This window comes from Streptomyces sp. CS113, assembly GCF_002188365.1.
Lineage (GTDB): Bacteria > Actinomycetota > Actinomycetes > Streptomycetales > Streptomycetaceae > Streptomyces > Streptomyces tendae.
The window spans coordinates 2456739-2477607 of sequence record NZ_KZ195574.1 but is presented as its reverse complement, the minus strand read 5'-3'; the positions used below and the strand labels follow the sequence as shown (position 1 = coordinate 2477607).

Sequence of the window (20869 nt, the reverse complement as noted above, 5' to 3'; positions counted from 1 at the left end):
CGGCATGGCACCCTTAGACCTGCGCAAGGGTCACCACGGAACCATCGAAACCACGGAAGCACCGAGGAGCGGACACAGTGCAGCGCTGGCGTGGCTTGGAGGACATCCCCGAGGACTGGGGACGCAGCGTCGTCACCATCGGCTCCTACGACGGCGTTCACCGCGGGCACCAGCTGATCATCAGGCACGCCGTGGACCGCGCCCGCGAGCTGGGCGTCCCGGCCGTCGTCGTCACCTTCGACCCGCACCCCAGCGAAGTCGTCCGCCCCGGCAGCCACCCCCCGCTGCTCGCCCCGCACCACCGCCGGGCCGAACTGATGGCGGACCTGGGCGTGGACGCGGTGCTGATCCTCCCCTTCACCAAGGAGTTCTCGAAGCTCTCCGCCGCCGACTTCGTGGTCAAGGTCCTGGTCGACCGGCTGCGCGCCAAGGCGGTCGTCGAGGGCCCCAACTTCCGCTTCGGCCACAAGGCCGCCGGGAACGTGGACTTCCTCATCGAGCAGGGCAAGGTCTACGACTTCGAGGTCGAGGTCGTCGACCTGTACGTCACCGGCGACGCGGGCGGCGGCGAGCCGTTCTCCTCCACCCTGACCCGCCGCCTGGTCGCCGAGGGCGACGTGTCCGGCGCCGCGGAGATCCTGGGCCGCCCGCACCGGGTGGAGGGCGTGGTCGTGCGGGGCGCCCAGCGCGGCCGCGAGATGGGCTTCCCCACGGCCAACGTCGAGACCCTCCCGCACACCGCGATCCCGGCCGACGGCGTCTACGCCGGCTGGCTGCACGCCCAGGGCGAGGCGATGCCGGCCGCGATCTCCGTCGGCACCAACCCGCAGTTCGAGGGCACCGAGCGCACGGTCGAGGCGTACGCGATCGACCGCGTCGGCCTGGAGCTGTACGGCCTGCACGTCGCCGTGGACTTCGTGGCCTTCGTACGCGGGCAGGCGAAGTTCGAGACGCTGGACGCGCTCCTGGTGCAGATGGCCGAGGACGTCGACAGGTGCCGCGAGATCACCGCGACGGACGCCCCCGGGGCCTGAGACCCAGGACGCCTCCGGTCCGACGGTCGAGGGCGCACCCGGGGCTGACGGAGCTGACGGCCGAGGTCACGCCGGGGTCTGACAACCGACGCCCCCCTGTCTGCGCCTGATGGCGACGAGGGCAGGGCCCCGGCGCGGTCCACGGCCCTTGCCCCGGCCCCGTCAGTCGTCAGCCCGGCCCCCGGCCCTCGGCCGCGGGCTGCTTCGCCCGCGCCCAGTGGCAGGCGACCTGGGGCGCGTCGCCGCCGCGCAGGATCTCCAGCCCCTGGCTCCGGCAGGCGTCCGCGACGCCGACGCGTTCGGCCTCGCCGCTCGCCAAGACCGGGCAACGCACGTGGAAGCGACAGCCGCCGGGGATGTACGACGGGTCCGGAGGCTCCCCGGTGAGCACGACGGGCGCGCCGGGCGCCTCCGGCAGCACGGACAGCAGGGCCTGGGTGTACGGGTGCCGGGGCGCCGTCAGCACCTGCTCCACCGGGCCGGTCTCGACGATCCGGCCCAGGTACATCACCGCGACCCGGTCGGCGATGTTCCAGGCCAGGCCCAGGTCGTGGGTAACCACCAGCGCGGCCAGGCCCAGCTCCGTGCGCAGCCGCAGCAGCAGCGCGAGGATCTCGCCGCGCACCGACGCGTCGAGGGAGGCCACCGGTTCGTCGGCGACGAGCAGCTCGGGTTGCAGGACCAGCGCGCCCGCGATGACGACCCGCTGGCGCTGGCCCCCGGACAGTTCGTGCGGGTAGCGCAGGAAGAACCGCTCCGGCGGTCGCAGCCCGGCCCGCGCCAGCGCCTCGGCGACCGTCGTCCGCTCGTCCCGGGCGTGGCCGTGGATGCGCAGGCCCTCGGCGACGATGTCGTGGACCGTGTGCCGCGGGTTCAGCGAACCGTTCGGATCCTGGAGGACCAGCTGGGCCCGCCTGCGGTACGCCTTGAGCGCCCGGGCGGAGTACTCCAGGGAGGCCCCGTCGAAGGTGACGCGTCCCCCGGTCGGCCTCACCAGGCCGAGCAGCGAACGGGCCAGGGTCGTCTTGCCGCAGCCCGACTCGCCGACCAGCGCGACGATCTCACCGCGCCGGATGTCGAGGTCGACCCCGTCCACGGCCCGCGCGGCGGCCGCCCCGCGCCTGCCGGGGAAGGTGACGTGCAGCCCCTGGACGCTCAGCAGCGGAGGCGCGTCGCCGGCGGGATCACGCTGCTTCCCCATGGACGCGCCGCCGGACATGGTGCTGGTCATGGGGCACTGCTCCTCACTCCGTCGTCCTCCGCCGCCGCGCCCCCGCCCGCGGGCGCCTCGCCCTCGGCGGGGGCTCCGTTGCGGTCGGGTGTTCCGTGCTGGGCGGGCTCTTCGCCTTGGCCGGGCTGTCCGCCCTCGGCGGGCTCTTCGCCTTGGCCGGGCGCCCTGTCCTCGGCGGGCTCTTGGCCTTGGCCTGGTGCCCCGGCCCCGGCAGGCTCTCCGCCTTGGCCGGGACCTCCGCCCTCGGCATGCTGTCCGCCTGTGCGGGGCTCTCCGTCCTCGGCCGGCTCCCCGCCCTCGCCGGCTGCCCCGTCCTCGCCGGCCGCCTCGCCCTCCGCGGGCGTCCCGCGCTCATCGGCGCCCCCGTGCCGGGCAGGTGCCGTGGCCTCGGTGGGTGTCCCGTCGGCGGCGGGCGTACCGCCGCCCGGTGTTGCCGTGCCGTCCGAGCCCACGTGCACGCATGCCGCCCGGCGTCGCCCGCCCGCCTCCCGCAGGGGCTGGTCCTCGGTGGCACAGAGGTCCAGCGCGACCGGGCAGCGCGGATGGAACGCGCACCCGGACGGCACCGCCGCCGGGTCGGGCGGGTCGCCCGGCAGCCCACGGGGCGCAAACCGGGAGGCCGGGTCCCCGATCGTGGGGAACGCCTCCGACAGCGCCCGGCCGTAGGGATGCCGGGCATCGTCGTACACCTGCCGGGCCGGACCCTCCTCGACGACGCGGCCCGCGTACATCACCGCGAGCCGGTCGCAGGTGTCGGCCAGTACCGCCAGGTCGTGGCTGATCATGATGAGGCCGACGTCCTGCTCGCCCACCAGGCCCTCGATCAGCCGCAGGATCTGCGCCTGGATCATCACGTCCAGCGCCGTGGTCGGCTCGTCGGCGACGATCAGCCGCGGGTCGCAGGCCAGCGCCATCGCGATCATCACCCGCTGCCGCTGGCCGCCGGACAGCTCGTGCGGGTAGGCGCTCGCCCGGGCGGCCGGCAGGCCGACCTGCTCCAGCAGGTCCCCGGCCCGCTTGCGCGCCCCCGCCGGCGTGGCCCTGCGGTGCAGCAGGATCGGCTCGGCGATCTGGTCACCGATGCGGTGGACGGCGTTCAGGGAGTGCATCGCGCCCTGGAAGACGATCGACGCACCGGCCCAGCGGACCGCCCGCACCCGGCCCCACTTCATCGTGAGCACGTCCTCGCCGTCCAGCAGCACCTCCCCGCCGACCCGGGCGCCCGGCGGCAGCAGCCGCAGCAGCGCCAGGGCCAGGGTGGACTTGCCGCAGCCGGACTCTCCCGCGATGCCGAGCTTCTCGCCCGCCTCCAGCGTCAGGTCAACCCCGCGCACGGCGGTCGCACCGCCGGGATACGTCACCTTCAGGTCCCGCACCTCGAGCAGACTCAACGGGACACCCCCAGCCTGGGATTGAGCACGGCCTCCACCGCACGCCCGCACAAGGTGAACGCCAGCGCCACGACCGCGATCCCGACCCCCGGCGGCACCAGGTACCACCAGTCACCGGAACTCACCGACCCCGCCTCCCGCGCGTCTTGCAGCAGCCCGCCCCAGGACACGACCGCCGGGTCCCCGAGCCCGAGGAAGGCCAGGGTCGCCTCGGCCAGGATCGCGGAGGAGATGATCAGCGTCGTCTGCGCCAGGATCAGCGGCATCACGTTGGGCAGCACGTGCCGCGACATGATGTGCCAGTGCCCGCCCCCGAGCGCCTTCGCCCGCTCGATGTACGGCCGCGACTCCACCGCCAGCGTTTGCGCCCGCACCAGGCGCGCCGTGGTGGGCCAGGTGGTCACGCCGATCGCGAGCACGATCGTGCCGAGCGACCGGGACAGCACCGTCGCCAGCACGATCGCCAGCACCAGCGTCGGCATCACCAGGAACCAGTCCGTGATCCGCATCATCACCGTGGCGTACCAGCCGCGGAAGTGCCCGGCCGTGATCCCGATCAGCGCGCCGATGAGCACCGACAGCACCGCCGCGAGCAGCCCGACCAGGAGCGAGACGCGCGAGCCCCAGATCAGCAGGCCCAGCAGGTTCCGCCCGAACTGGTCGGTGCCCAGTGGGAACCGGCCGCTCGGGCTCTCCAGCGGCTGCCCGGGCGCGTCGGTCACACTGTCCACGTCCGACCCGACGGTCAGCGGCGCGGTCAGTGCCACGAGCACGAACAGCACCAGCGCCGCCAGCCCGAACATCCCCGCACGGTGCTTGCGGTACTCCCTCCAGAAGCGCGCGACGGAGGCACGGCGCCGCCGCCGGGCGAGAGCGCGCGGACTGGGCCCGCCCGGTTTCACAGGAGGCGCGGTGGTCTCGGCGGTCATCGGCCCACCCTCGGATCGAGCATCGGATACAACAGGTCGGCCAGGGTGTTCATCAGGATCACCGCAGCGGCGAAGACGAAGAACAGCCCCTGCACCAGCGGCAGATCGGGCACGCTGAGCGCCTGGTAGAACAGCCCGCCGAGCCCCGGCCAGGAGAAGACCGTCTCGACGAGGATGACCCCCGCCACGGTCCGCCCCAGATTGACGAAGACCAGCGTCACCGTCGGCAGCAGCGCGTTGGGCACGGCGTGCCGGCGCCGCACGAGGTCGTCCCTGAGCCCCTTGGCCCGCGCGGTCGTCAGATAGTCGCTGCCCATCTCGTCCAGCAGCGCCGACCGGGTGACCAGCAACGTCTGGCCGTACTCCACCGCGACCAGCGTCACCACCGGCAGGACGAGATGGTGCGCCACGTCGAGCACGTACGCGAAGCCCTCCTCGCGCCCCGACTCCATGCCGCCGGTCGGGAACAGCCCCGGGACCGGGTCCACACCCACCGACAGCACGATGATGAGCAGCAGTCCCAGCCAGAAGGACGGAATGGAGTACAGCGTCAGCGCCAGGCCGGTGTTGAGCCGGTCACCGAGCCCTCCGTGCCGCCACGCCGAGCGGGTGCCGAGGAAGACACCCAGCGCGGTGTAGAGCACGAAGGCCGTGCCGGTGAGCAGCAGGGTGTTCGGCAGCGCCTCGGTGATCTTGTCGACGACGGGCGCGTGGAACTGGTACGACGTGCCCAGGTCCCCGCTCAGCGCCTTGGCGCAGTAGTCCGTGAACTGCTCCCACAGCGGCAGGTCGAGCCCGAACTCCTCCCTGTACACCGCGAGTTGCTCGGCCGAGACGGGGCGGCCGCCGGTCATGAACTTCACCGGATCGCCGGGGATCAGCCGGAAGAGGAAGAAACTCGTGACGAGGACGGCGAACAGGGAGACCACCGCGCCCGCCAGCTTCCCCGCCACGTACCGCGGATACGTGCTGCGGGCGCGCCCCCGCGGCGCCTCGGACGGCCGCTTCCCGATCGCGGAGACGCTCGCGGAGTCGGTCCCGGAGTCGGTCGCGCTACTCACGGTCGTCGGCCGAGGACCGGCGGCGGACGGCGAAGAACACGCCGAGACCGACGAGGACGACGACGCCGGCGACGATCCCGATCACGGTGCCGGCCGACGACGAACTCCCGGAGGAGTCGCCGGAGTCGGCGGGCACGGCCGACCACCAGCTCCAGTAGCCGTCCTGCCCGTAGATGTTGCCCGCGGCGGACGGCATCGTGGTGATCGACTCGATCTGGTCCGTGCGGTAGGCCTCGACCGCGTTCGGGTACGCCATGACGTTCATGTACCCGGTGTCGTACAGCCGGGACTGCATCTGCTTGACGATCTGGGCCCGCTTGCCGGCGTCGTACTCGCCCAACTGCCGTGCGTAGAGCTCGTCGTACTGCTTGTCGCAGATGAAGTTGTCGGTGGCCCCGGTGTCCTTGGGCGTCGCCGGGAGCGCGTCGCAGGTGTGGATGGAGAGCACGAAGTCCGGGTCGGGGTTGACGGACCAGCCGTCGAAGGCGAGGTCGTACGTGCCGGCCAGCCACGGGTCGGTCACGTTGTCCAGGCAGTTGAGGGTGACCGAGATGCCCAGCTTGCCCCACCACTCCTGGAGGTACTTGCCGACCGCCTTGTCGTTCGGGTCGGTGGCGTGGCACAGGATGCGGTAGTCCAGCGGCTTGCCGTCCTTGCCCAGGCGCTTGCCGTCTCCGTTGGTCCGGTAGCCCGCCTCGTCGAGCATCCGCGCGGCCTTCTCGGGATCGTAGGCCAGTTCCTGCCCGGCCGACGGTTCGAAGAAGTACGAGGAGAAGCGCGGCGGGATGTACCCGGCGCCCTCGACCGCGTGGCCCTGGAACACCTTGTCGACGATCGCCTTGCGGTCCACTGCCATGAACAGCGCGTTGCGCACCCGCTGGTCCAGCAGCGAGGGGTCGCCGTCACCGAACTTCGTCCCGTCCTTGGCCCGCGCGCCCGGGTTGGTGGCGAGGGCGTAGAAGCGGCGGCCGGGAGCGTCGTTGACCCGGATGTTCTCCTCGCCCTTGAGCGAGTCGGCCTGGGCCGGGGTCAGCGACGGCGACCCGGCGACGAACGACACCTCGCCCTTGCGCAGGGCGGCGACGGCGGCGTCCTGGTCCTTGTAGTAGCGGAAGACCAGCTCGTCGAACTTGGGGGCGCCGCGCCAGAAGTCCTTGTTGGCCTTGAGCCGCACATAGCTGTCCGGCTTGTAGTCGGTGAGCACGAAGGGGCCGTTGCCGACGACCGGGAAGTCCTTGTCGTTGTTGAACTTCGAGAAGTCGTCGACCTTCTCCCACACGTGCTTGGGCACGATCGGGACGTCCAGCGCGGTCATCGTGGCCTGCGGCTTCTTCAGCCGGATCACCAGCTGGGTCGGGCTGGGCGCGGTGACCTTCTCGAAGTTGCCGACGAAGCTGCCGTTGGCGGTGGCGGCACCCGGGTCGGTCATCATCGTGTTGAACGTCCACGCCGCGTCCTCGGCGGTGGCCTGCTCGCCGTCCGACCACTTGGAGTCGGACCGGATCGTGTACGTCCAGGTCAGCTTGTCCGGCGAGGACTTCCACTCGGTGGCGAGCCCCGGTATGACGTGGTTGTCCTTGGCGTCGTAGTTGGTCAGGTACTCGTACGTCAGCCGGTGGATGCTCGTACTGAGCAGCCGAACCGCCAGGAACGGGCTGAGCGAGTCGACGCTCTGCGCCACGGCGACGGTGAGCACCTTGTCACCGCTGCCGCCGCCGTCGCCGTCCTTCGCCGCGGCCGAGGGGGCGATCGCCCCCGACGCGAGGAGCAGCGCGCCGGCGCCTGCTGCCGCGAGGAGACGGGTTCGCCAGGGCCGGTGGGGGGTGCGACCGCTGCCGTGTCGATCGTGTCTGTTCATGACTGTCTGACCTCGCGTCATCGCACGCGCAGACGCCGGGCGTCCTCGCGTGAGGCGGGCTTGAACGGTGGTGAACGCGGAATGAAGTGTGTGTCTACCAGCGGCAGTCTGCGCGCGTCAACGGTGTGTCAAACCCCATGTGGCCTGCGGAAACAGCGAGTTGCCCAATACGTCGTCCTCATTGGCGCAGACCACTGGCGCCTGCCTGGTGAGAGCGTGGCGGCTGGGGCTGACGTTGCCGTTCGCACACGCCCGAAGGCCCGCACCGTCGGGGACGGCGCGGGCCTTCGGAGGTGGTACGGAGGTGGTGCGGAGGCGGGTGGAGCTACTGCTGGGGCGGCGGAGGCGGGGGGATCTGTCCCTGCTGCGGCTGCTGTCCGGGCTGCCCCTGCTGTCCCGGTTGCCCGTGTTGCGGGTATCCGTAGGCGGGCGGCGGCGCGTAGGGCTGGCCGTAGCCGGGCTGCGGGTGCGGCGGCTGCTGTCCGGGCCCGGGCTGCGGCGGGTACGGCTGCCCCGGCTGCTGCTGCGGGGGCATCTGCTGTCCCGGCTGTTGCCCCGGCATCTGCTGCCCCGGCACCGGCTGCCCGGGCATCTGCTGGCCCGGCATGGGCGGGGCGGCGACCGGCGGCGGGTTGCCGTCGGACGTCCACAGGCCGTGCGCCTGCTGGTGGCGGACGAAGTCCTCGGCGACCATGGCCGCGAGGTTGAAGTACGCCTCCCGCACCTTCGGCCGCATCATGTCGAGGTCGACCTCGGCACCCGCGGCCAGGTGCTCGTCGAACGGCACCACGACCACACCGCGGCACCGGGTCTGGAAGTGCCCGACGATGTCGTCGACCTTGATCATCTTGCCGGTCTCGCGGACCCCGGAAATGACAGTGAGCGACCGGGAGACGAGGTCGGCGTACCCGTGCGCCGACAGCCAGTCCAGGGTCGTGCTGGCACTGCTCGCACCGTCCACCGACGGCGTCGAGATGATGATGAGCTGGTCGGCGAGGTCGAGCACGCCGCGCATGGCGCTGTAGAGGAGACCGGTGCCCGAGTCGGTGAGGATGATCGGGTACTGCTGGCCGAGTACGTCGATCGCGCGCCGGTAGTCCTCGTCGTTGAAGGTCGTGGACACGGCGGGGTCCACGTCGTTGGCGATGATCTCCAGACCGGAGGAGGCCTGCGAGGTGAACCGCCGGATGTCCATGTACGAGTTGAGGTACGGGATGGCCTGGACGAGGTCCCGGATGGTGGCCCCGGTCTCCCGGCGCACCCGGCGGCCGAGCGTACCGGCGTCCGGGTTGGCGTCGATCGCGAGGATCTTGTCCTGCCGCTCGGTGGCGAGCGTGGAGCCGAGGGCGGTGGTGGTCGTCGTCTTGCCGACACCGCCCTTGAGGCTGATCACCGCGATGCGATAGCACGACAGCACCGGGGTGCGGATCAGATCCAGCTTCCGCTGCCGCTCGGCTTCTTCCTTCTTGCCGCCCAGCTTGAACCGCGAACCGCCGGCCGCGGGCCGGCTGCTCTTCGCCTTCTGCCGCTTGTTGTTGAGCAGCCGGTCGGAGGACAGCTCCACGGCCGCGGTGTAACCCAGCGGCGCGGCCCCGGGGTTGGTGGGCTGCCGCTGGTCGTGCTGCATGGGCTGCGGCCAGGCGGCACCGAGCCGGGGGTCGGCGGGCTGCTGCGGGTGTGGCTGCGGCTGCGGCTGCGGTTGCTGCGGCGCCTGCTGCTGAGGCGGGAGGGGCTGGTACTCCGGCTGCTGCATCGCCTGGGGCGGTTGAGGCACCTGGGGCGGCTGGGGTGCGGCCTGCGGTGCGTGGGGTGCCTGAACCGGCGGAACGGGCGGAACCGGCTGACCGGGCTGCGCCGGCGGAGCCTGACCGTCGCCCTGCGCCTGTTGTGCCTGTTGTGCCTGCTGTGCCTGCTGTGCCTGCTGCGGAACGCCGGGGTACGGCTGCTGCGCCGACGGCCCGTGCGGCGCCTGCGGGAAGCCGTATCCGCCGGGCTGGACGGGGGAGGGAGGCTGGGGCTGGGGCGCCTGCGTACCGGGCTGCGGGAAGCCGTAGCCGGTCTGCGGCGCGGGCGGCGGCGGGTTCCACGCGGCGGGCGCCGGCTGCGGAGCCTGCGGCTGGAACGGCGGCTGCTGGGCCGGTACCCCCGGCTGCTCGGGCGGCGCGGGGGCGGGCTGCGGCTGCGCGGGCCACTGGTGGGCGGGCGCGGGCGCGACCGGCGGGTAGGACGGAGGCAGCGGCGGCATCCCGGCCGGGGGCGGCGGTGCGTCCTGCGGGACGGCGTCCTGCGGCACGCTGCCGGCCGGGGGCGCGGCGTCGGCGGGCACCGCGTCCTGGGGCTCCTCCTCCGGAACACCGTCCTGCGGCACGTCCGCGGCCTCGTCCGCGACCCGGTCCTCGGGCTCGGGTACGGCGGTCGGCGCGACCGGCCCGTCGAGGCGGGGGTCGTCCACGTCGCCGTCCCCGGCGCTGGCGTCGGCGTCGGAGCCGGACTTGGAGTCGGAGCCCGAGTCGGAGCCGAAGCCGGGGACGGAGCCGACGTGGGCCTCGGCCTCGGAGTCGTCCGCGCCCGCCTCGGTGTCGTCCGCGCCCGCCTCGGCCTCGTCCGGAGTGTCGGCGACCTCGTCGGAATCGGTCGCGGGGGACTCCTCGGCGGGGTCCTCCGCGGCGGCCCGTTCGGCGATCTCACGCTTGAGGGCGACTGCGGAGAACCGCATGGTCGCGCCGCTTTCCAGATCGCCGTTGTCGAGCTCGGCGGTGTCGGGCCTGCTGTCGGGCTCGGGTTCAGGTTCGGGTGCGGATTCAGGTTCGGGTGCGGGTGTGGATTCGAGCTCCGCCACCGCCTCGGGTTCCTCCGCGGCCGGCGGAGCGGGAGCCTGGAGCTGGAATCCACCGGCCGGAAACGTCGGCAGGGCCGTGGGAGAGGCCGGATCCGCCGCAGGTGCCGGGTCCGCAACGGCTTCCGGCTCCGGCCGGGGCTCGGGCACCGGCTCGTACGGCGCCGAGGGCTGCGACGACTGCGAAGGCTGCGGCTCGAAGCCGCTCCCCACCGGCAACTTGGGCACCCCGGCCGGCCCTGAGCTCGGCGGCGCGGGCGGCGTGAACGGCGCACCCGGCCCCGACGGCGGAGGCGGCGTGAACGCGGCCCCCGGAGCCGGCGCCGGGGGCGGAGGCGTGAAAGGCGCGCCCGGGGCGGGAGCCGGCACGGAGGAAGGCCCATGGGGCGTCGCGTGCGGCGGCGGAGTCAGCCCCGGCAACGGCGGAACCGGACCACGAGGCGCGGGCGGAGCCGTCGGAGCGGAAGCCGGGGGAGCGGAAGCCGCGGGAGAACCGGACGAACCGGCGGGCGGATCGGCCCCCTCGCCCTCCCCCTGCGCGCCGTCACCGGACGCGTTCTGCGTGTACCAGGCGGGCGGCGCGTAGTCGATGGTGAACTCGCCGGTCGCCTCGACGGAGGACTCCGCGTCGGGTTGGTCATCGCCGGGTGTAGCCCAGCCCCCGCGGATCCCGTCCCGATCGCTGCTCACAGTTCCTCCTGGTGTGGTCGAGCACCCTCATGCCGTGCTGGGGCGACCCTTGCTTGTCATTCGAAATTGTCCGAGGTCGTCCGATCCACCGGTTCTCCCCCTGAGACGCCGACGCCCACTCACGGGTTCTGGTGTCGCGCCCGACACCAGCCTAATCACGAGTGACCCACCCCCGTCAGGCCCCCGTGCCCGTGGCCATCCCGGTGCCCAACGTCACAACTGATGTGCGAGGCACACCCTTTAGCGCCATAACGGGAACAATGGGGTGATACAGGTGCTGCCGGTCAATCCATCCGCCGAGGCGTACCCAGGAGTCCGGCCTCCACATCGGTCGGCTGGGTCATCACGTACTGCCGGTCCCGTTCCGTGCACCACAGGGTCACTCCGTCAGCGAGGGTCGGCAACGCCTCGTACTCGCGGCGGGGCAGGCCGGTCACGCGTCCGATCTCCAGCGACTCGTCCGGCGAGACGCGCTGTACGCCCACCAGGCGCGCCTGACGCATCAGTCGCGGGGCGAGTGGACTCAGGTAGGGCAGCAGCGTCAGCACGGACTGCCAGGGCGCCGACACCACCCGCCCTCGGGGCGGGCGCATGCCGCAGTCCCGGATGACCAGGACCGGCGCCGTGGCCGAGGCTCCCTGCGGAGGGACCCGGCCCACCTCGTGCACGGTCATGCCGGACTGACCGCCGCCGACCGCCTGCACCACCTGCGCCCAGTGAGCCGGGCGACCGGTCTCCACGGCCACTCGCGCTCCGGTCGCCGCAGCACGCAGCGCCAGGACCTGCGTGGTCCACAGTCCGCCGATCAGCAGGATGTCGAAGGGCGTCGGACGGTTCACCCCGAGCACGGCGGGCTGCCCCTCGGCGTTGACACCCACCACGACACCGTCGTCCCCGACGGGCAGGCCGAGCGTGTCGAGGTCGGCCACGGAGAGCGTGTGGCGCGGATGGCGGGGTCCCAGAAGCCCGAAACCGGTACGCATCCGCTCCCACAGCGGGGCGACCGGCTGTCCCGAGGCGGCAGCCGCGGGAGGGGGAGCGGTGAACGGAGTAGAGGCCATCAGCGCGCACCACCGAGGGGCAGGGTGGCGAGCAGACCGGGCAGTTGTTCGCGGTCCAGACGCACGAGACCGGTGCGCGCCTGGCGCGCGACGTTCTCCAGGTCCCGGCGTGCGTCGGCGAGTTCCGTGCTGCTGCGACCCGTCACCCGCACGTGTCCGGTGATCGCCACGTCGTGGCGACCGCTCGGCGCCAGGGTGAGGCTGAAGGTGGTCGCCAGCGCGGGCACCGCCGTCAGCTGGGCCACCAGCTGGGGCAACCCGACGCCCTGACCGCCCAACTGGGGCCAACGGCGTACCCAGTACGTGGTGTGCCGCCGGTTGTCGCAGCGCCAGCTGCGGCTGGACTCCTCGGTCCGTCGCCGGACTGCGTCGTCCTGCCCCGACTGGACGGTCACCATCGGGTTGGCGCACATGGAGGTGGCGAGGGCGGACGACACCTCCTCCTCGGTCAGCAGGTTCACCCGGAAGCCGGCCCCCGTCAGCCGGCTGGACAGGTGCCCGGCCGACCGCACCAGGCACTTCTGCGCCCCCGGTAGCCCACCGCCGCGCGCGGCCACCGCGTCGGGGCACAGTTCAGGATCGAGTTTCAATGCGATCCACATGATGCGGACGGCAGGGGCGACGATCTCCGACTGCAACTGCGCGTAGTTGGCCACCACGACCGACTGGCGCGGCAGATGGGGCGCGGGCGCGGTCTGTGTGTGCAGGACGATCTGCCCCGACGCCAGACGAATGCCGTCCACGTCCAGCGCGTCCCGGACCAGGGCCAGCGGCACCGGTCTGCGGCCGCGCTCGGCGCGCAGCGCCCCCGCGTCGGCCTCCACCTGAAGCACCGCGGTGAGGAACCCTCCGTCACCCACCATGCCCACGGGTCGACGGTCGTGCTCGTCCCGGTGGACGAAGCTGTACGTGCGCAGGTTCGGCTCGCACTCCACCGCCGGGGCCAGACCGGCGTCGATGCCCTGCGGCACCGGCACCTGAGGTGCGCCTCGGCGGCGGGCCCGCAGCGCGAGATGGCTGGCCAGCCACTCGGGCAGCCAGCGCCGACGCCGGCGTACCACGGCCAGAAGCACCAGCACCGCGGCAACGGCGACCGCCGGCACCGTCGCCACCGGCCCGAGGAGCCAGCCGCACACCGCCAGCGCGGCGGCCAACTCCAGCAGCACCAGCCGTTGCAGAGTGGAGGAGCCACCGCGCGCCGGACGGGCTTGCAGGTGCGGGGTGACAGAGGCCCGGACAGCCGACGCCGTGCGCCCGCTGTCCGGGGGCGCGTTGGTACGAAGTGGCGCCGAATGCGTGCGTGACCGGGTCCGCGACGCGGAAGCCATCACTCCAAGTCCCCCGAACTCTCACCGAAGATATTGTGCTCAGCACACGGCAGGCTCCGGAAGCCTACCGGTGCCCCATGCACCGTCCGGCAACAGGCATAGTAGGGGCCGGGTCTGACTCGTACGGGGAGAGAACGAAGACACATGGCATCACGGCGCGATGAACTGAACGCCTACACCTTCGCGAAGCGCCGCACCCTCGCGTCTTTCCTTCAACCGTCCCCCTCCGGCTCCGAGGAAGGCGCCCCCAGGCCGCTGCGCGCGATCGTGCCCGGTGCGGTCGTCGGCATCGTCGTCCTCGCCGTCTTCGGTGCGGTCGGTCTGTTCAGCCCGACCGCACCGAAGGGGTGGGACGAGGCCGGCGGGCACGTGATCGTGGCCAGCGACTCCACGACGCGGTACGTCGTCCTGAAGACCGACGGGAAGAAGCAGCTGCATCCGGTCCTCAACATGGCTTCGGCCAAGCTCCTCCTCGATCCCGACAAGGACAGCGTCATCACGGTGGACGAGGGCGTGCTCGACAGCGGCGAGCCACCGCACGGCGCCACGATCGGTATCCCCTACGCCCCCGACCGCCTGCCCGGTTCCGACGACGCCGAGCAGGCCAAGCGCTGGGCCGTCTGCGAACGCCCGGGCCCGGGCGGCCGGGCCATCCAGAAGGCGGCGTTCGTCTTCGCGCAGAAGGACTGGTCCAGGACGGAGGGCAAGAACAGACTCTCCGGCGGCGACCTGATGTACGTCGTCGGACCGGACGGCTCCTCCCAGTACGTGGTGGACTCGCGCGGTTCCGCCTACCAGCTGGCCGATCCGGCGGACAAGGAACTCCTCAAGGCCCTGGACACCCAGGGCCGGGCCCCGCAGCGCGTCTCCCAGGAATGGCTGGACACGCTCCACAAGGGCGACCCGATCGAGATCCCGGAGATCAAGGGCACGCCCGGCGCCGCCGCCGGCGCCTCCGACATGCTCGGGCAGTACGACAAAGTGGGCATGGTCATCAAGGCGTACGACGGGCGGCGCATGCAGTATTACGTCGTGCAGAGCGGCGCCGTGGCCCGCGTATCGGAGTTCACGGCTACGTTGCTCCTCAACAGCGGCGCCCTCGTCGACGTCGGGCAGGCCGGCGAGGCGCAGCAGGTCAGCCCCGGCGCGGTCGTCGACAGCGTCGAGTTCGCGGGCCGGCGCACCTGGCCGTCGTACCGCCCGAAGACGGTCAACGATGGCACCTCCGCGACCTCCGGCCGCAACACCGTCTGCAGCGTGCTGCGCGCGGTGAACGCCGAGAACGGCGACACCACCCTGTCCACCTGGGCGAGCACCGACTTCCCCGCCCAACTGCCCACCGGCTCCTCCAGCGCCTACGTGACCCCGGGCTCGGGGCAGCTCTACCGCCAGTTCCAGGGCAGCGAGACGAAGGCGGGCGGGGTCTTCCTGGTCACCGACACCGGTCTGCGCTACGCCCTGCAGTCCAACAGCGACAGCGCCACCGACGACAAGGGCATCGGTACGTCCGACAAGAAGCGCGAGCGGGAACGGAGCGAGTCCCGGATCGCCCAGACGAGGCTCGGCTACGAGAACGTGGCACCTTCACCCGTTCCGGCGAAGTGGTCGACGTTCCTGCCCACCGGCCCACGCCTGTCCGAGGCGGCCGCACGCCAGCCGCAGGGATCGTGACGCCCGTGGCCGCCCGGAAGCCCGCGTGTGGCGTCGGCCGGATCCGGTTCCGGACACTGACTGCGGCCGTGCTCGCCGCCACGGTGCTCACCGCGCCGACCGCACTCACGCTCCTCCCCGCCGCGCCCGCGGCCCGCGCGGCCGACGGCGGGCAGTGCACCTTCCCCTCCAAGAACTACGAGGGCAGACCGTGGGCCCTCCAACGCGTCAACCTGGACGAACTGTGGGCCCGGACGAAGGGCAAGGGTGTGCGGGTCGCCGTGATCGACACAGGCGTCGACGTGAAACACCCGCAACTCACCGACGCAGTCGACGCGTCCAAGGGCAAGAACTACCTCCCCGAGAAGAACGACAAGGGCGAGAAGATCGAACGGGGCAACGCCCACGGCACCACCGACACCGTCGGCCACGGCACCCGCGTGGCCGGCATCATCGCGGCGCGCCCCGCCAAGGGCACCGGATTCGTGGGCCTGGCCCCGGAGACCACGATCATCCCCATCAAGCAGAACGACGCGGAGGGCAACGGCACGGCCGACACCCTCGCGACGTCGATCCGGCACGCCGTGGACTCGGGCGCCGACGTCATCAACATCTCCCAGGACACGGCCAAGGCGGTGAAACCCGCCTCGACCCTGGAGTCGGCCGTCGACTACGCCCTGGACAAGGAGGTCGTGATCGTCGCATCGGCGGGCAACGACGGCCTGGGAGGCAAGGACAGGACGACCTACCCGGCCTCCTACGACGGTGTCCTCGCCGTCGCCTCCTCCGACCGCAACAACGAACGCGCGTCCTTCTCCCAGGCAGGCGAGTTCGTGGGCGTGGCCGCCCCCGGCGTCGACATGATCTCCACCGTCCCCGGCGGGGGCCACTGCTCCGACAACGGCACCAGTTTCTCCGCGCCCTACGTGGCGGCCGTGGCAGCGTTGCTGAAGTCGGCGTACCCCAAGTGGACGGCCGAGCAGATCGTCGCCCAGATCGAGCAGACGGCCGAACGATCCATCCCCGGCCATGACCGCCTCGTCGGCTGGGGTGTGATCGACCCGGTCAAAGCCCTGACGGACGTGGACCCGGCCCACCCGCTGGAATCCCCCGCAGCCGAAAAGCCGGACGCCCACGCCAAGGCCCCCGACGTCCCCCCTCTCCACCTTGGCGAAACCGCCGACGAACGCAACACCCGCCTGGGCACCTACGTGGCCGTCGGCGCCCTGGTCCTCACCGCCGGCCTCGGCGGCACAGCGGTGGCGGTCCGGGACTCACGGCGACGAAGGAACCAGGTCTGACGGGGCCCGTCAGCGGCACAATGAGGAGCTCTCGACCTCTTTGGTGTAGGAAGTGATGAGATGCTTCATGGCATCGGAGTCGTTGTGCTTCGACCCCTGGAATTGAAGCGCGGTGTACAATTCTTGATCGTGTTCATTGTGTGTGCAGTCTGCTGCCTTTCCGAAACCTTCGTTTCCTGAGAATCGATATTGACCTGCGTTGGACGAAAGGCTGATCTTCTCAAGGGTCTGCCCCGAAGCAAAGTAGGCTGTGGTCTTTCCCTGCGCCACCCATGCTTGTGTGGCAGTAAGGATCAGTCTCTTATCGACGACCACCTTGCAGATTTGACTGCCGAGATGATCGTCCTTTTGTACAGTGATGCTTTCTCCGGCCGGAAAGAAGGGGCTAACCTCGTCGGAATCTACTGAAGTTCCGCACAGGTTGCTGGGCACGGCATAGGCGCGGTCCGCTTTCTCGTCTCCGTTACTGCAACCGGCGATCAAGGTCAACGAGGCAAGCGCAGCGAGAGCAGTGAAAGCGCGAGCCCTTGAAGTCTCTTGATGAAGGTTGCTCATACTTTTCCGATGCCGAATCATGAATACTCCGTGATGCTTCCAGGTGACTGCCCCTCAAGAATCGCTCGAGCATTGATGTAGCCCTGGCGACTTGCCTCCCCGGCGGCCGATGCGGCGTCACTTGCGTCTATGGTGTGATATCGCTCTGCCGATTCGCGCACAGCCAACTGTGTGACGTCCATCCCCCGTACAAGACCTTGTTGCCAGTACTGGCCGCCATTTACTTGAGCGTCCGCTTTCGCTTTCCCCTCGGCATCCTGGAAAAGTTCCTCCAGGATAACGCTCGTCGCAGTTCCTGCGCCCCCTCCGGCCAGGGCGCCCACCCAGGGCGTAGCGATGAAGGAAGTGCCCACTCCGACTGCGGTCCCCACCACACCTGAGATCATATTTTTCCGCTGGGCAATCGCCTGCTCAAACCCTTTGTCCTTATCTGAGGCTTCCTTGCCAATATATTCCTGCGCGCCGAGTCCAAGAGTCCCGGATACCTCGCCCGATCGACCTGCGATTCTCTCGGCAAGGAGTTGGTAGTTGTCGGACACTTGTCGATCTGACGGCAGATCCGGATTCAAGTGGTAGTCCATCAGTCGCCCCATGTAATCCTTCTGGCCAACCTCGATCGCGGCGTATCCCTCCGGATTCTGCCCGACGGTGAATAGGAGCTTGGTTACGTCCGTGTGTGAAAGCTTGGCTTCCGTGCCAGCGACTGGGTAGAGCTTTTCGATGTCCTTCCAATCATCCGATCCTCGTTCTTCATCGCTCATGGCTCGGTTCAAGTCGGGAAGATACTCGGAAGTGATTTGACCGATGCTGTCCGACATGTAACCGTGGTCTGTCAGACGTTCCGGACTGCCCGCGACAGAGGACACGAGACTCTCCATAAGTTTTGCCTGCTGCGCGTTGTGAGGAGGCGTGTCTGCTGAGGGCAATTCACCCGCCGGGTGACCCGTGGTTGCCGCCTCCAGCGCCAGTGCCAGATTGTTCTGCCCGGTATGCAGGTCGTCGCCCTTGAGGTTGGACTCCTGGGGCCAGTCCCGCTCTTCAAACAGGTACTGGAAGTTGGACAAGGAGGCCTTGCCCTTCTTTCCGTCCTCCCCGGTCTCGCGCTCAAAGGGGTTGTCCGGGTCGTCCTTGGACACGTACTGCTGGTTGAAGAAGTCGGTCGCCGCGTCAGGGCTGTTGGACAGTCCCTTCAGGTATCCGGTCAGCGGGTCGGTACCACTGTCCTCCCCGATGCGGTTGAGCCAAGAACTGGCGCCGCTCACGCTCCACATGGGGTTGCGATGCTCCCCATTCCCCGTGAGTTTCCGCTCAGTCTCCATGAGCTTGGTCCCGTAGTCCCTGAGGAACCCGTCGTCGTAGTCACCGGTTCGCATCAGGTTGCTCATGACCTGGAAGCCCATCGGACCACCCCGGTCGCCGTACAGCGGCTTTTCGCCGATGTCGATCATCGTGTGCTTCCAGGTGCCCATCGCCGTCGAATCGCTTTGCGTCGCGGTGGCCAGCGTCATGCCCAGACTTCGCTGCAAGTCGTCGAACTCTTCGAAGCGCTCACGCCCCAAGTCCCAGTTCCCCCGCTGCGGATCGCTGATCCCGGTCCAGAACTCCAGCGTCCCCTTGGGGCCGAGCGCGGTGGCGAATCGTTCGGCGAACAGTTCGTCGTCGGCATACTTCTTGAGCCCCGTGTTGAGCTTGTCGAAGTCCTTGACGCTCAGGTCGTCAGGGTTCTTCTTGGCCAGCGCCGCCAGTTCTTCGGCCTTCTTGACGGCCTCGGCGGCGGAGTCCCGGTCGGTGTAGTTGGCGTCGGAGAAGCCCAGCGAACTCTGGTCGGCGATGGCCTGGAGGACGGTCTTGGCCGATTCGTCGCTCTCGGTGGCCTTGTTGAGGATGCCCTGGATCCGGTCCCGCAGCGCGGTGATGTCGGCCTTGTTTTCCTGGTCCATCTTGCTGCGCGCCTCGGGCGGTGCGTTCGTGGTGACGGTGAAACCACCCTCGAAGCCGATGACCGTGAGGTTCTTCTTGCGACCTCCCTCAAGGGCATCGAGAAGCTGCTGATGATAGTCCTTCAGTTCGCCCACGGTGTCATTGAGGATCCTGTAGATGGTCTTCGCCTGGGTATGGGCGTCGGCGAACTCGCCCGCCGTCTTCCCGATGAACTCCTTGGACACCTCGGCATTCACGCCGGCCCAATCGGCCTTGTTGGCGCCCTGATGCAGGTTGTCCTCTGCATCCTTCTTCATCTCGGCGAGACTGCCCACCAGGGTCGACCAGTCCGTGAGGGCATCGTCGACCAGCTTGAAGTTGGCATCGCGCAGGGCTTCGAGTTCCATGGAGCTATTCGTTCCTCGCGAGTCGGGGGGTTGGAGGGAGCTGGGATCGCCCGCCCATCAGCGGGGGGCGGGCGCGTCAGTCCTTCTCCTTCTCCTTGTTCTGCTCGCCGTAGATGTCGTTGTGTTTTCCAGGCGGCCCGACCCGTTCGTCGAAACCTGCGTCCAGCGTCGCGATGCTGCTCATCTGACGCAGGATGTACCCCTCGTCACCGTCATGGGTCTTCTTGGAGACCTGCATGTGGTTGGAGATCTGGGCGCAGGCGTCCATCAAGGACTTCAGCTGCTCGTCCCAACGGGTCGACACATGCTTGAGCCCAGCGCCCAGTGCGAAGCCCTGCTTCGACAGATCGCCTGCGGCGCTGTCGCTGCTGACGATGTGGACACGGGCCTTGTCCCATAGCTGGTTGTACAGGGTGTGGGCGTCCTTGCCGACCTTGGTGAGGGCGTCGTTCTTGACCTTCAGGTCCCCGTACCGGCTCGGTGGTTTGACGGGGCCGCCTCCGTCCAACTGATTCAACTGCATGTGCGCGGAGCCGCCCGTCTGCCGCTCCAACGCGTCGGCCTTGAGCTGCTCCCACTCGTCCCATGCCATGGACGGCTACCTTCCCCGTGTGCAGGACCGCCGACGCCATCGCGGACCGGAGGGCGCCGTACGATGACCGGACTCTGCCATAACCTAGCAACGGCTGGACTGGGCGACGTAGGTCCTCGGCCAGTCACAGACGTACGCGCCTTCGCAGTCGGAAGGGTGAGAGTCTCCGGCCCACGCCGTCTGCGACGGCGACGTTCGGAGGGGGAAGGTCTTGGCGGTGGGTCAACACGGGGCACGGCAACGACGTCGGACAAGGGCGGGCCGGAGATGTCAGAACTGACAGGGCTGACGCTCTTCCTGTTCGTGCTCGCTGCCGTGCTGGTTCTCATGGCATGCATCAAGGCCGACCGTGTTCGCTCGTGGCGGGAGTCGCTGAATCCCTCCGCTCCGGGCCTCCCGGACGGGCCCTTCGTGGCTGGCCGCACCATCCTGGTCGTTATGGCCGTCACCTGTGTCGTCGGCGGCTTCCAGGGGCTGGCCGTGCAGGACAATGGGGAGTGGAGCGACGACGAACTGACGAGTGCGGTCAAGGGCGCGACGCGAGCCCTTGACGGCAGCTTCAATTACGGCGACCCGCTGGAGGAGGACGTCCCGGCCGACTTCGACGGTGAATACGCCAGGAAGGTCGAGCAGGAGGTCGTTGAGCACGGTGGCGGGGACGCCCCCCAACTGGGGGTGGACGCCACGTCGGTCGGCCCGGCGGTCTCCGACCAGGCCCAGTACCGCATCACAGCTAACGGGGCGGACACGGCCTTCTGTATGGACGTCAAGCGTACGCACGACGGCCATATCGAGACCGTGGCGCCCGGGCTCTCCGGCGACGCGGCGGCGGTGAAGCTGCCGAAGTACACATTCACCGTGTCGAGCCGGTCAGGCGACTGTTGAGACGTCCCAGCCCTCTAGGTAAGTCAGTGGCTTACATGACGCATTGTGGCTGACACGACTGGCTTCGGCGTTGGCTGTGGATGAAGAGTCAAGGGACCGTAGGGCCGGCGTCGCGGTCGGCCAGCGTGTGCCAGCAAGGA

General features: G+C 69.9%; 14 protein-coding genes and 1 pseudogene. 4 read left to right on the top strand and 11 right to left on the bottom strand.

The window, feature by feature from the left end; genetic code table 11:
* The first annotated feature begins 77 nt into the window (after positions 1-77).
* On the top strand, positions 78-1034 hold the full coding sequence (locus B9W62_RS10620) for a bifunctional riboflavin kinase/FAD synthetase (protein WP_087806952.1): 957 nt from the start codon (positions 78-80) through the stop codon (positions 1032-1034).
* Between the two features lie 169 nt (positions 1035-1203).
* Here B9W62_RS10620 and B9W62_RS10615 read toward each other — a convergent pair whose 3' ends face one another.
* From B9W62_RS10615 to eccE, 8 genes and pseudogenes are all read right to left on the bottom strand, one after another.
* Positions 1204-2265: an ABC transporter ATP-binding protein gene (locus tag B9W62_RS10615; protein ID WP_087806951.1), complete on the bottom strand. Its 1062-nt coding sequence runs from the start codon at positions 2263-2265 to the stop codon at positions 1204-1206.
* A gap of 344 nt (positions 2266-2609) precedes the next feature.
* Positions 2610-3656: pseudogene (locus B9W62_RS10610) on the bottom strand (ABC transporter ATP-binding protein); the annotation flags it as partial.
* The gene (locus B9W62_RS10605) at positions 3653-4585 is read right to left on the bottom strand and encodes an ABC transporter permease (RefSeq protein ID WP_087806950.1); all 933 of its coding nucleotides are present in this window, start codon (positions 4583-4585) and stop codon (positions 3653-3655) included. The gene B9W62_RS10605 and the pseudogene B9W62_RS10610, both read right to left, overlap by 4 nt.
* Entirely contained in the window at positions 4582-5598 is a 1017-nt protein-coding gene (locus B9W62_RS10600; RefSeq protein ID WP_087811847.1) for an ABC transporter permease, read from the bottom strand. Before B9W62_RS10600 ends, B9W62_RS10605 begins: the two co-directional genes overlap by 4 nt.
* A gap of 40 nt (positions 5599-5638) precedes the next feature.
* Positions 5639-7504, bottom strand: coding sequence for an ABC transporter substrate-binding protein (locus B9W62_RS10595; RefSeq protein WP_087806949.1), 1866 nt, complete (start codon positions 7502-7504; stop codon positions 5639-5641).
* A 325-nt stretch (positions 7505-7829) separates the two neighbouring features.
* Positions 7830-11030, bottom strand: coding sequence for an SCO5717 family growth-regulating ATPase (locus B9W62_RS10590; RefSeq protein ID WP_087806948.1), 3201 nt, complete (start codon positions 11028-11030; stop codon positions 7830-7832).
* Between the two features lie 284 nt (positions 11031-11314).
* Entirely contained in the window at positions 11315-12091 is a 777-nt protein-coding gene (locus B9W62_RS10585; RefSeq protein ID WP_087806947.1) for a hypothetical protein, read from the bottom strand.
* Complete coding sequence (eccE, locus tag B9W62_RS10580; protein WP_087806946.1) at positions 12091-13419, bottom strand: type VII secretion protein EccE; 1329 nt, start codon at positions 13417-13419, stop codon at positions 12091-12093. The genes B9W62_RS10585 and eccE overlap by 1 nt, the downstream gene beginning before the upstream one ends.
* Positions 13420-13563: 144 nt before the next feature.
* Here eccE and eccB point away from each other — a divergent pair, with 144 nt between their 5' ends.
* A complete protein-coding gene (gene eccB, locus B9W62_RS10575) occupies positions 13564-15090 on the top strand; it encodes a type VII secretion protein EccB (RefSeq protein WP_087806945.1) in 1527 nt (508 codons plus the stop codon).
* Positions 15091-15158: 68 nt separating this feature from the next.
* Complete coding sequence (mycP, locus tag B9W62_RS10570) at positions 15159-16370, top strand: type VII secretion-associated serine protease mycosin (RefSeq protein ID WP_087811846.1); 1212 nt, start codon at positions 15159-15161, stop codon at positions 16368-16370.
* Positions 16371-16379: 9 nt separating this feature from the next.
* Here mycP and B9W62_RS39925 read toward each other — a convergent pair whose 3' ends face one another.
* The 3 genes from B9W62_RS39925 to B9W62_RS10560 form a co-directional block, all read right to left on the bottom strand.
* Positions 16380-16859: a hypothetical protein gene (locus tag B9W62_RS39925; protein ID WP_218781985.1), complete on the bottom strand. Its 480-nt coding sequence runs from the start codon at positions 16857-16859 to the stop codon at positions 16380-16382.
* 83 nt (positions 16860-16942) lie between these two features.
* Positions 16943-19252, bottom strand: a complete 2310-nt coding sequence (locus B9W62_RS10565) for a hypothetical protein (protein ID WP_087806944.1) — start codon at positions 19250-19252, stop codon at positions 16943-16945.
* Between the two features lie 76 nt (positions 19253-19328).
* Positions 19329-19844 (bottom strand): hypothetical protein, encoded by a 516-nt coding sequence (locus B9W62_RS10560; protein ID WP_087806943.1) that lies wholly within the window; start codon positions 19842-19844, stop codon positions 19329-19331.
* 267 nt (positions 19845-20111) lie between these two features.
* Between B9W62_RS10560 and B9W62_RS10555 the strand changes: the two genes are divergently transcribed.
* On the top strand, positions 20112-20729 hold the full coding sequence (locus B9W62_RS10555) for a hypothetical protein (protein ID WP_087806942.1): 618 nt from the start codon (positions 20112-20114) through the stop codon (positions 20727-20729).
* Positions 20730-20869 lie beyond the last annotated feature (140 nt).

Bases quoted from the DNA above. Each gene is read 5' to 3' on its own strand.
- B9W62_RS10615 (WP_087806951.1), bottom strand. From the start codon at position 2,265: ATGACCAGCACCATGTCCGGCGGCGCGTCCATGGGGAAGCAGCGTGAT.
- B9W62_RS10605 (WP_087806950.1), bottom strand. From the start codon at position 4,585: ATGACCGCCGAGACCACCGCGCCTCCTGTGAAACCGGGCGGGCCCAGT.
- B9W62_RS10595 (WP_087806949.1), bottom strand. From the start codon at position 7,504: ATGAACAGACACGATCGACACGGCAGCGGTCGCACCCCCCACCGGCCC.
- B9W62_RS10585 (WP_087806947.1), bottom strand. From the start codon at position 12,091: ATGGCCTCTACTCCGTTCACCGCTCCCCCTCCCGCGGCTGCCGCCTCG.
- eccE (WP_087806946.1), bottom strand. From the start codon at position 13,419: ATGGCTTCCGCGTCGCGGACCCGGTCACGCACGCATTCGGCGCCACTT.
- eccB (WP_087806945.1), top strand. From the start codon at position 13,564: ATGGCATCACGGCGCGATGAACTGAACGCCTACACCTTCGCGAAGCGC.
- B9W62_RS10565 (WP_087806944.1), bottom strand. From the start codon at position 19,252: ATGGAACTCGAAGCCCTGCGCGATGCCAACTTCAAGCTGGTCGACGAT.
- B9W62_RS10560 (WP_087806943.1), bottom strand. From the start codon at position 19,844: ATGGCATGGGACGAGTGGGAGCAGCTCAAGGCCGACGCGTTGGAGCGG.
- B9W62_RS10555 (WP_087806942.1), top strand. From the start codon at position 20,112: ATGTCAGAACTGACAGGGCTGACGCTCTTCCTGTTCGTGCTCGCTGCC.